Raw genomic sequence first — 17,038 nt, forward strand, 5'->3', positions numbered from 1 at the left:
TTCTGCTTATCTTTTATTTTGGATAAATTATATTTAAAATTACACTTCCAATAACTAAAGGGTCATCATAAGTCATTTCAACTGTTAAAGTAGTTGGTTTAATGTTCATATTATTATATTTTAAATTACCTAAAATAATTTTTTCTTTTATTAAATTTGATTGTGGATTACTTTCAATTAGTCTCTCTTTAATAACCTCCTTTACAGTTTCTGGACTTGTCATTTTCAATTTGTCTTCAGTTTTTAATTGCAAATTTGTTTTGCTTTTTAAAATTACTGCTAAAATTCGTTTATTATCACTAATTGATGATTGTTTAGAGATCGAACCATTTGATTTTTTTTATTTTTTTCTTCCTCTTCTTCTTCTTTTTCTCCTTCTGTTTCAGCAATAGCTGTCATACCACCAGCAATGGTGGCTCCAATTAAAGCTGCAGAGCCGATAAGACCAGCAATAATTTTTGTTGATTTCTTCTTCTTTTTCTTTTTTTCTTCATCTTCTTCTGATATAAATTACAAACCTCTTTTCTAAGCCCTTAAATTTTTTCTAAGTTAATTTTACATGATTACAAATAATCTATTGACATTTTACTTTTATTAGATTAGAAATTTATATAAACAATTAGTTGTATAAATTACTGATGTATTTTTTTATTTTTTGAAAATTAATAATCTTAAACATTAAAATAGTAATTATTATTACTTTTAATAAAGTTTTTTATCTTATTTTTTAAAGAACTTAGTAAAAATAAGATAAAATATTAATATTGCATTAAAGAAAAAGGTGAACGTATGTCATTTCAACAATTTAATTTACAACCATGACTAATTGAAAATTTAAAAAAAGAAAAACTAATTAATCCAACACCAGTCCAAACTGAAATCATTCCTTTAGCATTAACTAATAAAAACTTAATTATTAAAAGTGCTACTGGTAGTGGTAAAACTCATACTTATTTAATTCCAATTTTAAATAATTGTAATGTTACTTTTAAAGTAACACAAGCAGTTATTATTACACCTACTCGTGAACTTGCTCAACAAACGTTCAATTTTTTAAAAGCTTTAATCAAAGATCAAAATATTAGCATTGCTTGTTTAGTGGGTGGCAAAGATATTATTCGTCAAAGTAATAATTTAAGTAATAATCAACCACAAATTGTAATTGGTACTCCAACTAGATTAAAACGTTTATATGAACTTAATATGTTAGCAATTACTACTACTAACACTTTAGTTATTGATGAATGTGATATGTTATTTGATATGGGATTCATGAAAGATTTAGATTTTTTAATTACTAAAATGAATAAAAATACTCAAATTATGACTTTTTCAGCAACAATATTACCCCAACTAGTTACTTGATTAAAAAAATATATTACTAATGCTACTACAATTAGTATTGATAATAAATCTCAAAAAATTCAACATATTTTTATTAATCGTCATCATCAAGATAGTAAAAAACAACTACAATCATTATTAACAATGTTTGATCCTTATTTATGTTTAATTTTTGTTAATAACAAAGAAAATATTGAAGAAATTGCAAACGTCTTAATTGAAGAAAATAAAAAAGTAGCAATCTTACATGGTGGATTACCAGCACGAGAACGTTCTCAAACTTTTAAACGTATTAAAAATTTTGAATATCAATATGTTGTTTGTTCAGATATCGCAGCACGTGGTATTGATATTGAAGGAGTATCTCATGTTATCTCTTTACAATTACCGACAAATAATATAGAATATTATTTTCATCGAGCAGGGCGAACAGGACGAGCTAACTATTCAGGTATTTCTTATGTATTTTATGATAAGAGTGATAATTCTACTATTCATAAGTTAAAAAATTTAAACGTTCCAATAGAATACTATAAAATTAAAGATAATAAGTTAATACCAGAAATTACTAATGACAACATCATTGCTCATAAACGAAAAATAGAAAGAAATAAAGAAGAACAATATGTTATTAATCGCTTTAAAAAAAATAAAAATGTAACTCCTGGTTATAAGAAAAAATTTAATAAAGATTTAGAAGCAATAAAAAAAGAAACAAGAAAACAACACATTAAAGCATCAATTAAGAAAATTAAAAAAACACAAGCAATTGCAAGAAGAAAAAAACTTTTTGATGAAAATTAATAATGAAAGAGGAAGCAAGATGGAAAATGACAAATTAATTATTGGATCTCATGTTTCAATGAAAGCACCAAAATATTTATTAGGTGCTCTTGAAGAAGCTCTAAGTTATAATGCCAATACGTTTATGTTTTATACAGGTGCTCCACAAAATACAATTCGTAAACCAACCAAAGCATTATTTATTAAAGAATTTACAGAAAAACTAATTGAAAAAAATATTAATATTAATAATCTTATTGTCCATGCTCCTTATATTATTAATCTGGCTAATAGTATTAACAAAAGTACTTATCAATTAGCAGTAGATTTCTTACGACAAGAAATAATTCGCTGTCAAGATATTGGCATTAAAACTTTGGTTTTACATCCAGGTAGCGCTGTTGGTGCTTTACCACAAACTGCTTTAGATCAAATTGTTAAAGGACTAAATGCAGCATGTTTAGAAAAACAAACTGTAAAAATTGCTTTGGAAACAATGTCAGGAAAAGGTAGTGAAGTAGGAACTACTTTTGAACAACTTCAATATATTATTAATAATGTAAAAAGACCCGAACTAATTGGTGTTTGTTGAGATACTTGTCACTTATCTGATGCTGGTTATGATCTTAATAATAATTTAGAACAAGTAATACAACAATTTGATCAACTTATTGGATTAGATAAATTATTAGTTATTCATGTTAATGATTCTAAAAACCCAATCAATGCTCATAAAGATCGTCATGCTAACTTAGGAATGGGTTACCTTGGTTGTCAAACTTTAATTAACATTATTTATCATCCATTGTTGCTTACTAAAATAAAAATTTTAGAAACGCCATGAATTAATGGACATCCACCTTATTTACATGAAATTAAAATGATAAGAACAAAAAAATATAATAAAGAAATTTTAGAATCATTAGGAACTAGCAAATAATGAAAAGAATTGGTATTTTTGGTGGAACTTTTGATCCATTTCATAATCAACATTTAAATATTGCAAATACAGCTTATCATAAACTTTCACTTGATGAAGTTTGAATTTTACCAACAAAACAAAATCCGTTAAAAGACAGTGTCAGTGCCAGCGATCAACAAAGAGTCGATATGATTAATTTAGTTATTAAAAACTATTCTTGAATAAAATTAAATGATTATGAACTAACAAGTAAACAACCTAGTTATACTATTAATACTATTAACTACTTTATTGAAAACTATCCAAATCACAAATTCTTTTTTATTATCGGTTCTGATAATTTATATACCTTAAATAAATGACAAGGAATTGAACAGTTAATTAATTTAGTTAAAATTATTGTTGTTAATCGCCCTCATTATCGTAAAACATTAGAACTAATGTCAAAATACAAGTGTCAAAATTTAGTAGTTCGACCAAGTAGTGATATTAGCTCTGCCAAAATTAGAAATGGTGAAATTATTAATCAAATTGATATAAAAATTAATGATTATATTAACAATAATTTAATATATAGTTATGAGCGTTTAAAAGCAAATTTAGATAACAATAGAACTGAACATTGTATTAATGTTGGTAAAATGGCTGTTAAATTAGCAATTCATTATAACGAAGATGCTAATAAAGCCCTAATTGCAGGCACTTATCATGACCTTTGCAAACAATGAAGTAAAAATAAAATGACTAAATTTTTAACAAAATATAATAAAGAATTTTTACAAGAACCATTTCCAATTTGACATGGTTATGTAGCAGCATTGTATTTAAAAAATCATTATCAGTACCATGATGATTTAGTTCTTCATGCAATTGCTAAACATACTACTGGTGCAACTGAAATGAAACCTTTAGAATTAATAGTATTATTAGCAGATAAAATATCAATTGAACGTAACCATTATTATGTTGAAGAATTAAGAAAACTTGCCTTTCAAGATTTAACTGTTGCTTTTAAATACTATCTAGAAATTTTAAAAAAGCATTTAATAGAACAAAAAAAACCATTAAATAATAAGTTTTTAACAATATATGAAACGTGAAGTAATAAAAATTAATAAATAGTATCTATAGTAAAATACTTATTTATTAATTATTTAATATATAATATTAAAGAAAAGGGAAGTTTAATAAACTAAATAGTATTGTAATAATATAAACAAATAATTGTAACTAAGGAGTACTAATAATGAGTTTAGTGAGTAAAGAATTAGAAACCAAAAATGGAAAAACAGTTAAACTTAAAATAGATAATTCAAATTCAAATAAAGTTAAAAAAATAAATCTTATTTTTGGAGATAGTTTTATTGAAATGAAAAAAATGAAAAATGAATTAGTTGATTTTATATTTATCGATCCACCTTATTTTTTATCAAATGATGGTTATAGTGTTAACGCTGGCAAAAGAACATCTGTTAATAAAGGTGAATGAGATAAAAGTAAAGGTTTTATTGAAAATTATAAATTTCATCAAAAATGAATTAAAGAATGCAAAAGAATTTTAAAACCAAATGGAACTTTAATAATTACTGGAACTTATCATTCTATTTACATTTGTGGTTTTATTTTACAAGAACTAAATTTTCACATTCTTAATGACATAGCTTGATACAAACCTAATTGTACACCTAATATTGGTTGTAGAAATTTTACTGCTAGTCATGAAACATTAATATGAGCAAAAAAAGATAGTAATTCTAAACATGTTTTTAATTACAAAGATATGAAATATTCTAAATGAGAAGAAGATAATTTTAAGAATGAAGATAAGCAAATGCGAAGTGTTTGAGCAATAACTACCCCTAAACCATTTGAAAAAATTTATGGTAAACATCCTTCACAAAAACCATTAGATCTTTTAAAAAGAATTATAATTGCTTGTACTAATGAAAATGATATTGTCTTAGATCCGTTTATGGGTAGTGGCACAACTGGTCTTGCATGTAAAATGCACAATAGAAATTTCATAGGAATTGAAAATAATATTGAATATTTTAATCTAGCAAAAAAAAGATTGGATGATAATAATGGTTAAAAATGGAATCGGTGGTGCAAATACAAAAACTGGTCTCGCTTTTGAAGGAGAAAAAGAGTTATATTCATTTTTTAAAAAACAGGAAAATTATGAAATTAAAAATATGATTGGAATCCACAATTTAAAAAGAAATGATGCATTTGAATTGTTTTATATGGGAGAACATGTTGCTAATATTTTCAAAAAACATGCAATCTATGTTTATTTAGAAAAACACCACAATTTAAACTGAAATTACTTTTTATCAAAAAAATTACTACCAGATGACAGTATTTTTGTATATAAGAATAATACTTTTTTCATTATTGAAATTAAAACACAAAATGTTGCTGGAAGTGTTGATGAAAAACTACAAACTTGTGATTTTAAAAGAAAACAATGACAAAAACTTTTATCAATATTAAATTGCAAAATTGAATACTGATATTTATTAAGTGATTGATTTAAAAAACCAGAATATAAAGATACTTTAAATTATATAATAGATAGTAATTGTCGTTATTTTTTTAATTATATTCCATTAAAAGAATTGGGTTTACCACTATAACAAATAAAAATAAATTATTAATAAGGAGATCAAATATTATGTCCAAAAAAAATAAAACAAAAATTACTGCTTCGCCGACAAAAGAAAAAACAACAGCAAAAATAAAAAAAAGCGTGACTGATTATAATGAATTAAAAATAAAAAAAAGTGGTTTCTTAAGCGCAGTTATTAAATACTTTAAAAAATATCCACTACTTTATCTAATTGCAATACTAACCACTATTGCTTCTTCAATAATTTCAGTGATTATTCCTAAAATTACTAATAATTTTTTAGCTACCCCCGATGGTTTTCAATGAGAAAAAATTACTACTTTAGCTTATATTTTAATTAGTTTACAAATTGCATCAGGATTATTTATGTACTTTCGTAATTTAACAGGAAGCATCATTGGTGTTAAAGTTGAAATTGAATATCGAAATAAAGTTTTAAAACATTTACTAGATTTAGATATGTCATATTATGAAGACCGCAAAATTGGTGACACTTTAACAAAACTAATTAGTGATACTAGTGTTATTGGTGAAAATATGCAATCTATTCCTTTAACTATGCTTAGTTCAATTGTGACTTTTTTTGGTTCAATTTACGTTATTTTTTCTTTAAATTGACAATTATCATTAATTGTTTTAGGTATTGTTTTATTAATTTTAATAATATCAGTATTAAATGTTCAAATTATTCGTTATTTAAACTATAAATGAAGAAAAGTTTACACTGAAGTTAATGCTGATATTACTGATCGAATAAATACTATTACTTTAATTAAAAGTAATGCTACAGAAAAAAGTGAAAATAAAAGATTTTCTAATGAACATCTTAAATATTACCAAGCAGCAAAAAAAACTATTACTTTTGAAAGTTTTACTAGAGCATTACTAATTACATTGCTAACAGGAATTAACATTGTTGGTTTAGTTGCTGGTTTCATGTTTGTAAGTAAACACATCATTAGTGTTCCAACACTAATTGCTTTTTTATTAGCAGTCAACACTTTAATTTTCCCAGTTATTCAAAGTATTCAATTCTTAGGTAATTGAGCTAAAACATCAACTTCAATTTTAAGAGTTAATGAAATTCTTAATATTAAACCAAAAATAGTTAATAAAGAAAAAGCCTTACCAGTAAAACAAATTACTAGTGATATTATTTTTGAAAATGTTAATTTCCGCTATGATGAAAAAGAAGACTGAATTTTAAATAACTTCTCTTTCACTTTTGAAAAAGGTAAAAGTTATGCTATTGTTGGTGCAACTGGTGTCGGAAAAACTACTATTTCTAAGTTATTACTACGTTACTATGACCCCGCTAAAGGAAGAATTTTAATTAATAATAATACTGATTTACGTGATATTGACTTAGCACAATACTTACATCATATTGGCTATATTGAACAAGATCCACAAATTTTATTTGGCACATTTGCCGAAAACATTAGTTATACTAAGCAAGGAGCAACTTTAGAAGAAATCAAAATTGCTGCAAGTAAAGCTAACTTACATGATTACATTGAACAATTACCTAATGGTTATAATACAATTTTAGGTGAACGTGGGATTAACTTATCTGGTGGGCAAAAACAAAGAGTAGCTATTGCTCGTATCTTTTTAAAAAATCCAGAACTATTAATTTTAGATGAAGCTACTAGTGCCTTAGATAATATTGTCGAAAAGGAAATACAAGCACAATTTAATAAATTAATGATTGGTCGTACTAGTATTATTATTGCCCATCGTTTATCAACAATTAAAACTGTTGATAAGATTTTAGTTTTAGAAAAAGAAAAAGGTTTAGTTCAAGTTGGTACTTTTGATGAATTAAAAGTTAAAGAAGGTCACTTTAAACATTTATATGAAGCTGGAATTATGGGGTAAAATTTTAATATTTAACTTTACATTTATTTAATTTATGTTACTATATTTCTGTAACATAAATTAAAAAGGAGAAAGTATATGTTAACTAAAATTAAAATTAAAGGTTTTAAAAGTTTAACAAATGCAGAAATAGAATACTATACTCATAAAAATATAGCTAATAAAAATAAAAATGTTACTATAACACATAAATTAACTAATACTAATATTTTATATACATTTAATTTAGCTGGTATTATTGGCGGTAATGCAACTGGTAAATCTTCTTTTTTAGATCCAATATATATATATATAAGAAAATAGTTACTAATAAATTTGAAATTAATAAAAATACTATAAAAAATATATGTGGGTTTGAAAAGAAAAAAAACTATTTAGTTTTGAATATATAATTAATAATAATTTATTAAAACATGATTTAGAATTTAGTGATCATTTCAAATTAATTAAAGAAAAATTATTTATTTTTGAAAAAATTAATAATGAAGTTACAGAATGAAAAACTATTTTTGAAAATTATAAAGATTATTGTTTATTATGAAGAGTAGCAACTATTTCTGAATATGAGGAAAAAATAACTTTTAAATTTGAAGAAAAAGAAGTTAATTTAATAAATAACTTATTTTTATTTATAAAAAATATTGAAATTTTTGATAATGTTTTTGGAGTTTATGAACACCATCATCTTACACATAATTTAAAGAAAATTTTTAAATCTAAAAATGACAAAAGTAAACAAGAATTAAAAAATTTAAAAATCCTAATTAAGGCTGTTGATCCAAATATTATTGATTTACAATATCATGGTTATGATGATGATATTATTGCAATTGTCAAAGATAAAAACAATAAAGAAATAAAAGTACCATTTGAAAATATATCGGAGGGAACAAAAAGATTTCTTTATTTAATGCCCAGAATTATGAATAATGATAAAAATAAAATATATATTATTGATGAAATTGAAAATTCGTTTCATCCAAGAATTATTGACACAATATTAAGAATATTTTATTATAATCAAAATAATCCTAACAATTCGCAACTTCTATTTACTACACATAATCCTTATATTTTTGATATAGCTAAAATACATAATAATTGTATTAACGTTAGTTTATATAATCAAAATAATAATTTTGAAAAATTAAGCAACTCTGAAAATTATGGAATTAAAAGAAATGATAAATTATTTTCAAAAAATTATATATTAGAAATTATTAATTCTCACCCTGACAGTGATAGTATTGATGAAATATATAATAGATTTACTAAAAAATACTAAGTACAGATGAGTAATAAAATTATTAATTGTCAGGCATTATTAATAATATGTTATGAGGGAAAAACTAAAAACTTAAATGAAGAAACTTATTTTAAACAATTAAATGAACATATTAAAATTAAAAAACCAAGTTACATCCCATTTAATGAAATCAAATTTATTAAAAGAGAAGCAAATCAAATTACAGACATTAAAAAAACTATTAACTTTTTAATTGCTAGAGGTATTAAAAGCAAATTTTCTTATATTTGTATTTGAAAAGACAATGATAATCAAAAAAATGTTCAACATGAAAATAAGGTAATGTTTAGTAATCTGTGTAACTTACAAAAACAACTATGTTTAATTAATTCTAGTAAATATAATTAAATGACTAGAAAGAGTGAGTTACAGATGGCTAAAAAGCAAAATATTAATAATAATGATCCAATATCAAAAGCAGTAGATTTATTATTAGAAAATACTGAAGATTTAACAACAGTTTTTAAAGAGGGAGGATTGTATAAAGAATTAACAAAAAGATTAGTAGAAAAAATGTTGAATTCTGAGATGCAAAATTATTTGGGATATGAAAAGAATCAACATAGTAATAGTGACAATGCTCGTAATGGTATAAGTTCAAAAAAAATAATAACTCAACAAGGTAAAATTGAGATTGATGTACCACGAGATCGCAATAGTAATTTTAATCCTATAATAGTTGCAAAAAGACAAAGAAGATTTGATGGTTTTGATCAACAAGTTCTTTCTTTATATGCAAAAGGTATGACATTATCAGATATTAGAATGCAATTACAAGAGTTATATCATGGTGCTGATATTAGTGAAAGTGTTATTAGTCAAATTACTGATGATGTTATTGATGATGTAAAAGCATGGCAAAATCGACCATTAGAAAGTGTCTATCCGATTGTTTATTTTGATTGCATAGTAGTGAAAGTACGACAAGATAAAAGGATTATTAATAAATCAGTTTATATAGCTTTAGGAGTTGATTTAGAAGGTAAAAAAGATGTTTTAGGTTTATGAATTAGTGAAAATGAAGGTGCTAAATTTTGATTAGCAAATTTAACAGAAATGAAAAATCGTGGCTTAAATGATATTCTTATTGCCTGCAGTGATAATTTAACAGGCATGTCAGAAGCAATACAATCAGTTTATCTTAAAACAGAACATCAATTATGCATAGTTCATCAAATTAGAAATAGTTTGAAATATGTCTCATATAAGCATAGAAAATCTCTAGTTGCAGATTTAAAACCAATTTATACTGCATGTAGTGAAGAACAAGCAATGCAGGCTTTAGAATCCTTTGAAAATAAGTGAAATAAACAATATCCTCAAATTGCTAAATCTTGATATAAAAATTGAGATAATTTAATGGTTTTTATTAGTTATCTTACAGAAATCAAAAGAGTTATTTATACAACAAATGCTATTGAATCTGTAAATAGTCAATTACGAAAAGTTATCAGAAATAAAAAAGTTTTTCCTAATGATATGGCAGTTTTTAAAATATTTTATTTAGCAATTGAAAATATAACAAAAAAATGAACAATGCCCATTCAAAATTGAAATACAGCAATTGCTCATTTTATGATAAAATTTGAAGATAGAATTAATCTAAACTAGTACTTTGTAAAACAAAGATACACAGATTACATAAAAACCTCTTTAATTCTTTTTAAAAATTCAGGATTATTAGATGTTTGATATTTTCTAGCATTACGTCAATTATACTCTTGACCTGTGACATCTATTTTTTCTTTTACTTCATTAAGTTCTGACATAATTGACATTAATTGTTTAATATTAGGATTTGTTTTTGACTTCTCCTCGTTTAATTGTTGTTTAATATATTGTTCTAGTCCAGCTGTTTGCATATAGGCAGGAGTACCTACAGAATCTGAAATATCACCTAATATTTCTTTTTAGTTTTATCAATTCTTCTTTCTACTTCAATTTTATTTTTAATTTCTTCTAATAAACCTTCAATTCTATTCATTAATTCTTTTTGATCTGCAATAATATTCATAATTTTTATCTTCCTTTTCACATATAATTTTAATTTAATAAAGCCTAGTATAGTAATTTAACTATACTAGGTATGAATAATTATTAAATTATAAATACTATTATAACTATAAAGTAAAAATTACTCAATCAACTATTATTTACTATTTTTAAATTTTCTAATTATTTTTTTGATCTAATAACATAAATAATCATTATATATGTTCTTTTTCTATTCAAGTTAAAACATCTTCTAAAATAATATTAATATTGGGTTCATTTAAAATTGCATGATTACCTTCTTCATAAAAACTATAAGTTATCCCCTGTCTTCAACGTTTATTATTTTTTTCAATTTTATCAAAATCGGCAAATATATCTTTTGCAGATTGAACAATCAAAACCGGACATTTAGCATTATTAAGATTTTTTGGTACTTGTTTACTTAATTTTTGTGCTTGTAAAGAAAATAATAATGTAAATTTCATATTAGTCATTGCTCTAATTTTCCCTTTTTTAATATAATTAGAGTTAATAGAAATTGTTTCCATATCAAAAGTAATAGGTAATGGATGATGTTTATAAAATAGAAATCCTCAAATTGCATGACAAACTAATGAAGGTTTTATTTTAAATATTTGTTTCTTAGTAACAAAATTAGTTAAAATTGCACCATCAATCATTTTTGGTAATCTTTTAATTGCTAATGCTGTTAATGCCGAACCTAATGATTCACCAATTAATAAAATTTTTTTATTAGGATAACGTTCATTCAAAACCGTTATAATATCTTTAATATCATTAATAGTTGTTCCTAAAGTATGATATTTTCATTTTTCATTTTCTCCTCAACCTCGTTGATCAAAACTTAAAAATGAAATACCATGTTTAGTAAAAAACTTAGCAGCTGTTTTAAAGTCTGTTAAAGAGGCACCCATACCATGAATACCAATAATAATATATTTACTAATATCAACAAATTTAAATTCAGTATGTAAAAAATAGTTATCCCTAGTAATGATTCCCTCATTACTTCATTGTGGAAAATGACGATTCAGTTCTCAGTGATAATCAATATGGAAAATTTGATAAATTCTATATAAAATATAAAGTATTATTAACATAGCTAAAACTACAATAAGTGCTGCTCATCAATAATGTTGCCAAAAATTATCCATAATAAATGATACCCTCCAATAATATATAAATACTTACTAATATTTTATCAAATTAATTTTGTTTTAATAAAAATATTTATTTCTTAGTGACTTCAGCAATTAATTGAGCAACCGTTACTTGTTCATCATCTTTTACTACTTGCTTTACAACATAACCTTCCATTGTTTCATTAGTGAAAACAATTGGTGTTGTTACTTTTTTACCTTTATTCTTAACTTCTTGTAAATTAGCAACTACCATTACTTCTGATTTTTTAATTGGTTTACCTTGTTCAACTTTAATATCAAAGCCCTTACCAGCTAATTCAACAGTATCAATACCAATATGAACTAAACATTCAATACCTGTATTTACATCTTTAATACCATAAGCATGTCCTGTATTAAATACTGTTGCTAATTTTCCATCAAATGGTGATACAAATTCAACTCCATCTTTATCTTTATATTCAGGAATAATAGCAAAACCAGTCCCTAACATTTCCTGAGCAAATACTGGATCTTCAACTTTACTAAGGTTAATAACTTTACCAGTAACTGGCGCATAAATTAATAAAGGTAATTGTTTTTTTTTCTTGAAAAACATATGTCGATTCTCCTCAAAATTATGTAAATTAGATGTTTATAATTTTAACATTAAATAATGTAACTTTAAAAATAAATAATATTTTTATTTTTTTGATAAAAATTTTTCTACTAATGATTTAACTTCTTCATTGGTTTCACATTGTAATGCTTTTGATGCTAATATTTCTGTATCCTTTTTATTTAAAGTACTAATAATTTTTCTAGTTTCTAAAACACTAGATGCAGACATTGAAAATTCATCTAGCCCTAGACCAACTAGTAGTGGAACAGCAATTTTATCACCAGCCATTTCACCACACATGGCAACAGGACGATTATATTTATGTCCACCATCAATTGTCATCTTAATCAAACGTAAAATTGATGGATGATATGGTTGATATAAATAAGACACTTTTTCTGACATACGATCAGCGGCTAAACTATATTGAATTAAATCATTAGTTCCAATTGAAAAGAAATCTGCATATTTAGCAAATGTTTCGGCATTAACTGCTGCTGCTGGAATTTCAATCATCATTCCAACTTGAATATCATCACTAACTTTAACTTTTTCTTTAATCAATTCTTTTTTGCAAGTTTCATATAATGCTTTAGCTGCTTTAAATTCTTCGACAGTGGCAATCATTGGAAACATAATAGCTAATTTACCAAAAGCTGAAGCACGAATTAAAGCACGTAATTGAGTTTTAAAAATATCTTTACAATCTAAACACAAACGAATGGCACGATAACCAAGGAAAGGATTCATTTCTTTTGGTAAATCTAAATATGATAATTCTTTATCACCACCAATATCTAAAGTTCTAATAACAACTTTATGTTTAGTAGCAGACAATACTTTTTTATATTCTTCAAATTGAATATCTTCACTTGGAAAATCACTACTTTCCATATAAAGAAATTCACTTCTAAAAAGTCCTACTCCTTGTGCATCATATTCAATTGCTTTAATCATATCTTTAGGTGAACCAATATTTGCTTCTAACTTTACTTCATGATTATCACTGGTTTTAGTTAATTTACCTTTAAATACTAATAATTCTTTTTGTTCTTCAATTCATGCGTTTTGTTTAGCAACTCATTTATTTTTTTCACTACTATTTAAATCAATTTCAATTTCACCAGTATTACCATCTAATACACAAAATTGATTATTTTTTACTTTTGTAGTAACATTTTTTAATCCAAGAACCGCTGGAATACCAAGACTACGAGCCATAATTGCTGCATGAGAAGTTCTACCACCAATATCACATAAAAATCCTTTAACAAATTTAGGATTCAATTGACTTGTTTCTGAAGGTGTTAGATCATGACTAACAATAATTGTTTCTTCTTTAATTGCACTTAAATCAATAGTTTTAATATTTAAAATTTTACGTAAAATTCGATCACGAACATCAATAACATCAGCAGCACGTTCACGAAAATAATCATCATCTATTGATTGAAATGTTGCAATTGCTTTATTAGCAGTACTTTCTAAAGCATTAGCAGCATTATATTTTTCTTCTTTAATTAACTTTTCAGTATCTTCAATTAATATTGGATCAGTTGTTACTAAAAAATGAGCTTCAAAAACAGCGGCTTTTTCTTCACCTAAAGTTTTTGTTGTATTTTGGATGAGTTGTTTAATTTCATCACCTGCTATTTTTAAGGCATCATGTAACTTTTTAACTTCTCCTTCTATTTCTTTTTCATCAATTTTTTTAGGATTAGTTTTGATAGTTTCATGTTTTAAAATTAATGCTTTGGCTAGAGCAATGCCATTACTAGCACCAATACCTTTCATTTTTAACATTATATATATTTCACTCCTTATAAAATATGTTTATTAATAGTCTACTAAATTATAATAAAAAAAATGAAATATTGTATAAAATATTTATTATAATTTAAACTTTTTGTAAATAAAAATGATTTTAATATTTTTAAATATTTTTCATATATGTTAATTCCTACTTTTAATTTCATTAAAAGTAGGAATCTTTTCACTATATTTCTGCTTCAGGGCGATCACGCAATCCTCATAAACATAATGGAATCATAGCTAAAGCAAAAATACTAGGAATTCAAAAATATAAACCATAAATTGTTCCACCCGGATCAAGTAATGTTACTAAAGAAATAACAACAACCGGTAATAAAGCAGCACCAATATTTTGTCCTGAGTTTCAAATTCCAATACGTCCCGAACGTTCTTTATCAGTAAATCAATGAGAAAATAGTCTAGCTGTAGCTGGTCAGCCCATGCCTTGGAAAACAGCTAACATCGCAATCAAACTCAACATCATTACAAATGGGCCAACACTAATTTTAGTTCCAGCAAAAGCAACTACACCACCCATAATAATATTTAAAATAGAAGAAACAAATAATCCAAAAATCATGATTACTCTTCCTGAACTACGGTCAGCAACATTTCCAACAATAAATTTAGCAACACCATAAACAACGGCAAAAATTGTTCCCATTAAAGCATACTCCATTTTAGTTATGCTACCATTGCTTTCTAAAGCAGAACCCGCTACTGTATACGCTTGACGAGTAAAGTAGTAAAGAATATATGATAAAATGCTAAAACCAAAAACTTGATTACGTAAAATAATAAATTTTTTATTAACTTGCTTTAAGTCTTCACTAAAAATTTCTTTTTTTGCAGGTGGCTTAAAAACACATGCAAGTCTATTAAAAACAGACATTTTTTTTACTCTCCTTCTAAAAGGATGCATAAATTATAGTAACCCAAATAACCTGCTCTTAAAAACTTAATATAAACATACTTTAACACATAGGTTTTTACAATTTTTGTTTTTGTGGAAAAATAAATAATATTAAAAATTAAAAAATAACTCTCTACCAAACTATTTTTTTGAAATACCATAAATAAATATTAACTCTACACCTTTTAAAATTCATTTACATTTATTTATTAAACAGTTTTATAAAATGTACTAATAATTTATTTATCCCCTTCTCAAATTGTTTAGTCCTAACCTATCAAGTATATAGGGACTACGTCCCTCGCCACTACGTGGCTCACCCAAATTATAGTCCCAGTAGGTTCACTGGGACTATAATTATTTTTATTTATCTTTATTTTTAGGTTTATCTTTCTTTTTTAATATATTATCTAATTTATCCAAACCAGCAGATTTAATATCACTATAAGTCATATCAATACTACTTGCTTCTTTAAGGTATTTCTTAGATGACAATTCACTTTTAAGTTCATGCACATAATGTAAAGCACGTGAATTATACCTTTTTAACCAGTGTCTAGGAAAAAATAAAGTCATAGCCATTGCTTCACCACTATAACTTGGAGGCATAATACCTCTTTTAATCATTTTCTTTGTTCTACGACGTGAAAATACTACTTTATTATAATCCTCAATATTAGTATATAAATTAATATTAGACATATTCCGTAATTAAATTTTTTAAAAGTCAATTAATAATTTTAAAATTTATTTTATAATTTTGTTATTAACAATAAATTTAGAAAAGTGTTGATAAAAATGATTTTTGAAAATTTAAAAAAATTAAAAAATGAAGAATTTTATAGATATTTTGGTATAAAACGTTTTCATTTTAATGAAATGTTAGAAAAATTAATTGAAATAGAAAAATTAGAAAAAAATAAAGGTCGAAAAAATAAACTTTCAGTATAAGAAAGATTAATGATGACTTTATTATACTGAAAAGAATATTATACTTTTTTTCAAATGAGTATTAAATCTAAAATGAGCCCATCAAGTTGTTTTCGAAATATTACTTGAGTAGAAAATAAACTTAGTAACCACAAAGATTACTAATTTTTAAAAGAAAGATATAAATTAAAAATTGATAAAAAACAAGAAAATTCAAATGAATTTCAATTTTATTTAATTGATTCAACTGAGATTGAAATTGAAAGACCAACTAAAAAAAACTACAGTTAGAATATTTTTCTGGTAAAAGTTGAATGTATTCTATAAAATTTCAAATTGTATATGATTTTTTTAATAAAAAAATTGTTGATATTTTTGCTGATAATGGTAAAGTGCATGATTTTCAAATATTAAAAAATTCAAATCTTGAATTTTCAGAAAAAACAATAATTATTGGTGATTTAGGATATCAAGGTATACAAAATATTTATAAAAATACAATAATACCAATTAAAAGAACTAAAAATAAAAAATTAACTAAACAAGAAAGAAAATACAATAAGATTGTATCTAAAATTAGAATTAAAGTTGAACATGTCTTTGCTTGATTGAAAAGATTCAAAATTTTAGTAAATAAATGTAGAAAATCTAAATTTAGACTTATGTACTTAAGATTTAACTTACTTTGTGAAATTTTTAATAAAATAAAACCATTAAAATAAAAAAAATATTAAAAATATTTTTTTAAAATTTAAA

Annotated in this window: 20 protein-coding genes; 13 read left to right on the plus strand and 7 right to left on the minus strand. The window is 24.4% G+C overall.

The window, feature by feature from the left end; translation table 4 throughout:
- Positions 1-13: 13 nt before the first annotated feature.
- Positions 14-223 (minus strand): hypothetical protein, encoded by a 210-nt coding sequence (locus AACL24_RS07945; RefSeq protein ID WP_338987396.1) that lies wholly within the window; start codon positions 221-223, stop codon positions 14-16.
- 566 nt (positions 224-789) lie between these two features.
- Here AACL24_RS07945 and AACL24_RS07950 point away from each other — a divergent pair.
- From AACL24_RS07950 to AACL24_RS07995, 10 genes are all read left to right on the plus strand, one after another.
- A complete protein-coding gene (locus AACL24_RS07950) occupies positions 790-2,148 on the plus strand; it encodes a DEAD/DEAH box helicase (RefSeq protein WP_339045962.1) in 1,359 nt (452 codons plus the stop codon).
- A gap of 19 nt (positions 2,149-2,167) precedes the next feature.
- Entirely contained in the window at positions 2,168-3,067 is a 900-nt protein-coding gene (locus tag AACL24_RS07955) for a deoxyribonuclease IV (RefSeq protein WP_339045964.1), read from the plus strand.
- A complete protein-coding gene (locus tag AACL24_RS07960) occupies positions 3,067-4,164 on the plus strand; it encodes a nicotinate-nucleotide adenylyltransferase (protein WP_338987402.1) in 1,098 nt (365 codons plus the stop codon). Before AACL24_RS07955 ends, AACL24_RS07960 begins: the two co-directional genes overlap by 1 nt.
- 254 nt (positions 4,165-4,418) lie before the next feature.
- Entirely contained in the window at positions 4,419-5,141 is a 723-nt protein-coding gene (locus AACL24_RS07965; protein WP_422397952.1) for a DNA-methyltransferase, read from the plus strand.
- Positions 5,134-5,688, plus strand: a complete 555-nt coding sequence (locus tag AACL24_RS07970) for a hypothetical protein (protein ID WP_338987405.1) — start codon at positions 5,134-5,136, stop codon at positions 5,686-5,688. Before AACL24_RS07965 ends, AACL24_RS07970 begins: the two co-directional genes overlap by 8 nt.
- Positions 5,689-5,726: 38 nt before the next feature.
- Positions 5,727-7,562, plus strand: coding sequence for an ABC transporter ATP-binding protein (locus AACL24_RS07975; RefSeq protein WP_339045969.1), 1,836 nt, complete (start codon positions 5,727-5,729; stop codon positions 7,560-7,562).
- A gap of 78 nt (positions 7,563-7,640) precedes the next feature.
- Entirely contained in the window at positions 7,641-7,865 is a 225-nt protein-coding gene (locus tag AACL24_RS07980) for a hypothetical protein (RefSeq protein WP_339045971.1), read from the plus strand.
- A 43-nt stretch (positions 7,866-7,908) separates the two neighbouring features.
- Complete coding sequence (locus AACL24_RS07985) at positions 7,909-8,847, plus strand: ATP-binding protein (RefSeq protein ID WP_339045973.1); 939 nt, start codon at positions 7,909-7,911, stop codon at positions 8,845-8,847.
- Between the two features lie 6 nt (positions 8,848-8,853).
- Positions 8,854-9,216, plus strand: a complete 363-nt coding sequence (locus tag AACL24_RS07990) for a hypothetical protein (RefSeq protein ID WP_339045975.1) — start codon at positions 8,854-8,856, stop codon at positions 9,214-9,216.
- A 24-nt stretch (positions 9,217-9,240) separates the two neighbouring features.
- Entirely contained in the window at positions 9,241-10,479 is a 1,239-nt protein-coding gene (locus tag AACL24_RS07995; RefSeq protein WP_339049422.1) for an IS256 family transposase, read from the plus strand.
- 26 nt (positions 10,480-10,505) lie between these two features.
- Here AACL24_RS07995 and AACL24_RS08000 read toward each other — a convergent pair whose 3' ends face one another.
- From AACL24_RS08000 to AACL24_RS08025, 6 genes are all read right to left on the minus strand, one after another.
- Positions 10,506-10,730: a hypothetical protein gene (locus AACL24_RS08000; RefSeq protein WP_339045977.1), complete on the minus strand. Its 225-nt coding sequence runs from the start codon at positions 10,728-10,730 to the stop codon at positions 10,506-10,508.
- A gap of 345 nt (positions 10,731-11,075) precedes the next feature.
- Complete coding sequence (locus AACL24_RS08005; RefSeq protein WP_339045979.1) at positions 11,076-12,038, minus strand: alpha/beta hydrolase; 963 nt, start codon at positions 12,036-12,038, stop codon at positions 11,076-11,078.
- Between the two features lie 76 nt (positions 12,039-12,114).
- Positions 12,115-12,624 (minus strand): PTS glucose transporter subunit IIA, encoded by a 510-nt coding sequence (locus tag AACL24_RS08010; RefSeq protein ID WP_339045981.1) that lies wholly within the window; start codon positions 12,622-12,624, stop codon positions 12,115-12,117.
- 84 nt (positions 12,625-12,708) lie between these two features.
- Positions 12,709-14,433 (minus strand): phosphoenolpyruvate--protein phosphotransferase, encoded by a 1,725-nt coding sequence (ptsP, locus tag AACL24_RS08015; RefSeq protein ID WP_422398089.1) that lies wholly within the window; start codon positions 14,431-14,433, stop codon positions 12,709-12,711.
- A 190-nt stretch (positions 14,434-14,623) separates the two neighbouring features.
- On the minus strand, positions 14,624-15,331 hold the full coding sequence (locus tag AACL24_RS08020) for an MFS transporter (protein ID WP_339045985.1): 708 nt from the start codon (positions 15,329-15,331) through the stop codon (positions 14,624-14,626).
- Positions 15,332-15,715: 384 nt separating this feature from the next.
- Positions 15,716-15,979, minus strand: coding sequence for a hypothetical protein (locus AACL24_RS08025; protein ID WP_339045987.1), 264 nt, complete (start codon positions 15,977-15,979; stop codon positions 15,716-15,718).
- Between the two features lie 171 nt (positions 15,980-16,150).
- Here AACL24_RS08025 and AACL24_RS08030 point away from each other — a divergent pair, with 171 nt between their 5' ends.
- The 3 genes from AACL24_RS08030 (at position 16,151) to AACL24_RS08040 (ending at position 17,004) form a co-directional block, all read left to right on the plus strand.
- The gene (locus tag AACL24_RS08030; protein WP_339045989.1) at positions 16,151-16,303 is read left to right on the plus strand and encodes a hypothetical protein; all 153 of its coding nucleotides are present in this window, start codon (positions 16,151-16,153) and stop codon (positions 16,301-16,303) included.
- 9 nt (positions 16,304-16,312) lie between these two features.
- On the plus strand, positions 16,313-16,447 hold the full coding sequence (locus AACL24_RS08035) for a hypothetical protein (protein WP_339045991.1): 135 nt from the start codon (positions 16,313-16,315) through the stop codon (positions 16,445-16,447).
- A gap of 149 nt (positions 16,448-16,596) precedes the next feature.
- A complete protein-coding gene (locus tag AACL24_RS08040; protein WP_339045908.1) occupies positions 16,597-17,004 on the plus strand; it encodes a transposase family protein in 408 nt (135 codons plus the stop codon).
- The last annotated feature ends 34 nt before the right edge of the window (positions 17,005-17,038 follow it).

Source organism: Spiroplasma endosymbiont of Colias croceus (assembly GCF_964020095.1).
GTDB lineage: Bacteria > Bacillota_I > Bacilli_A > Mycoplasmatales > VBWQ01 > Spiroplasma_E.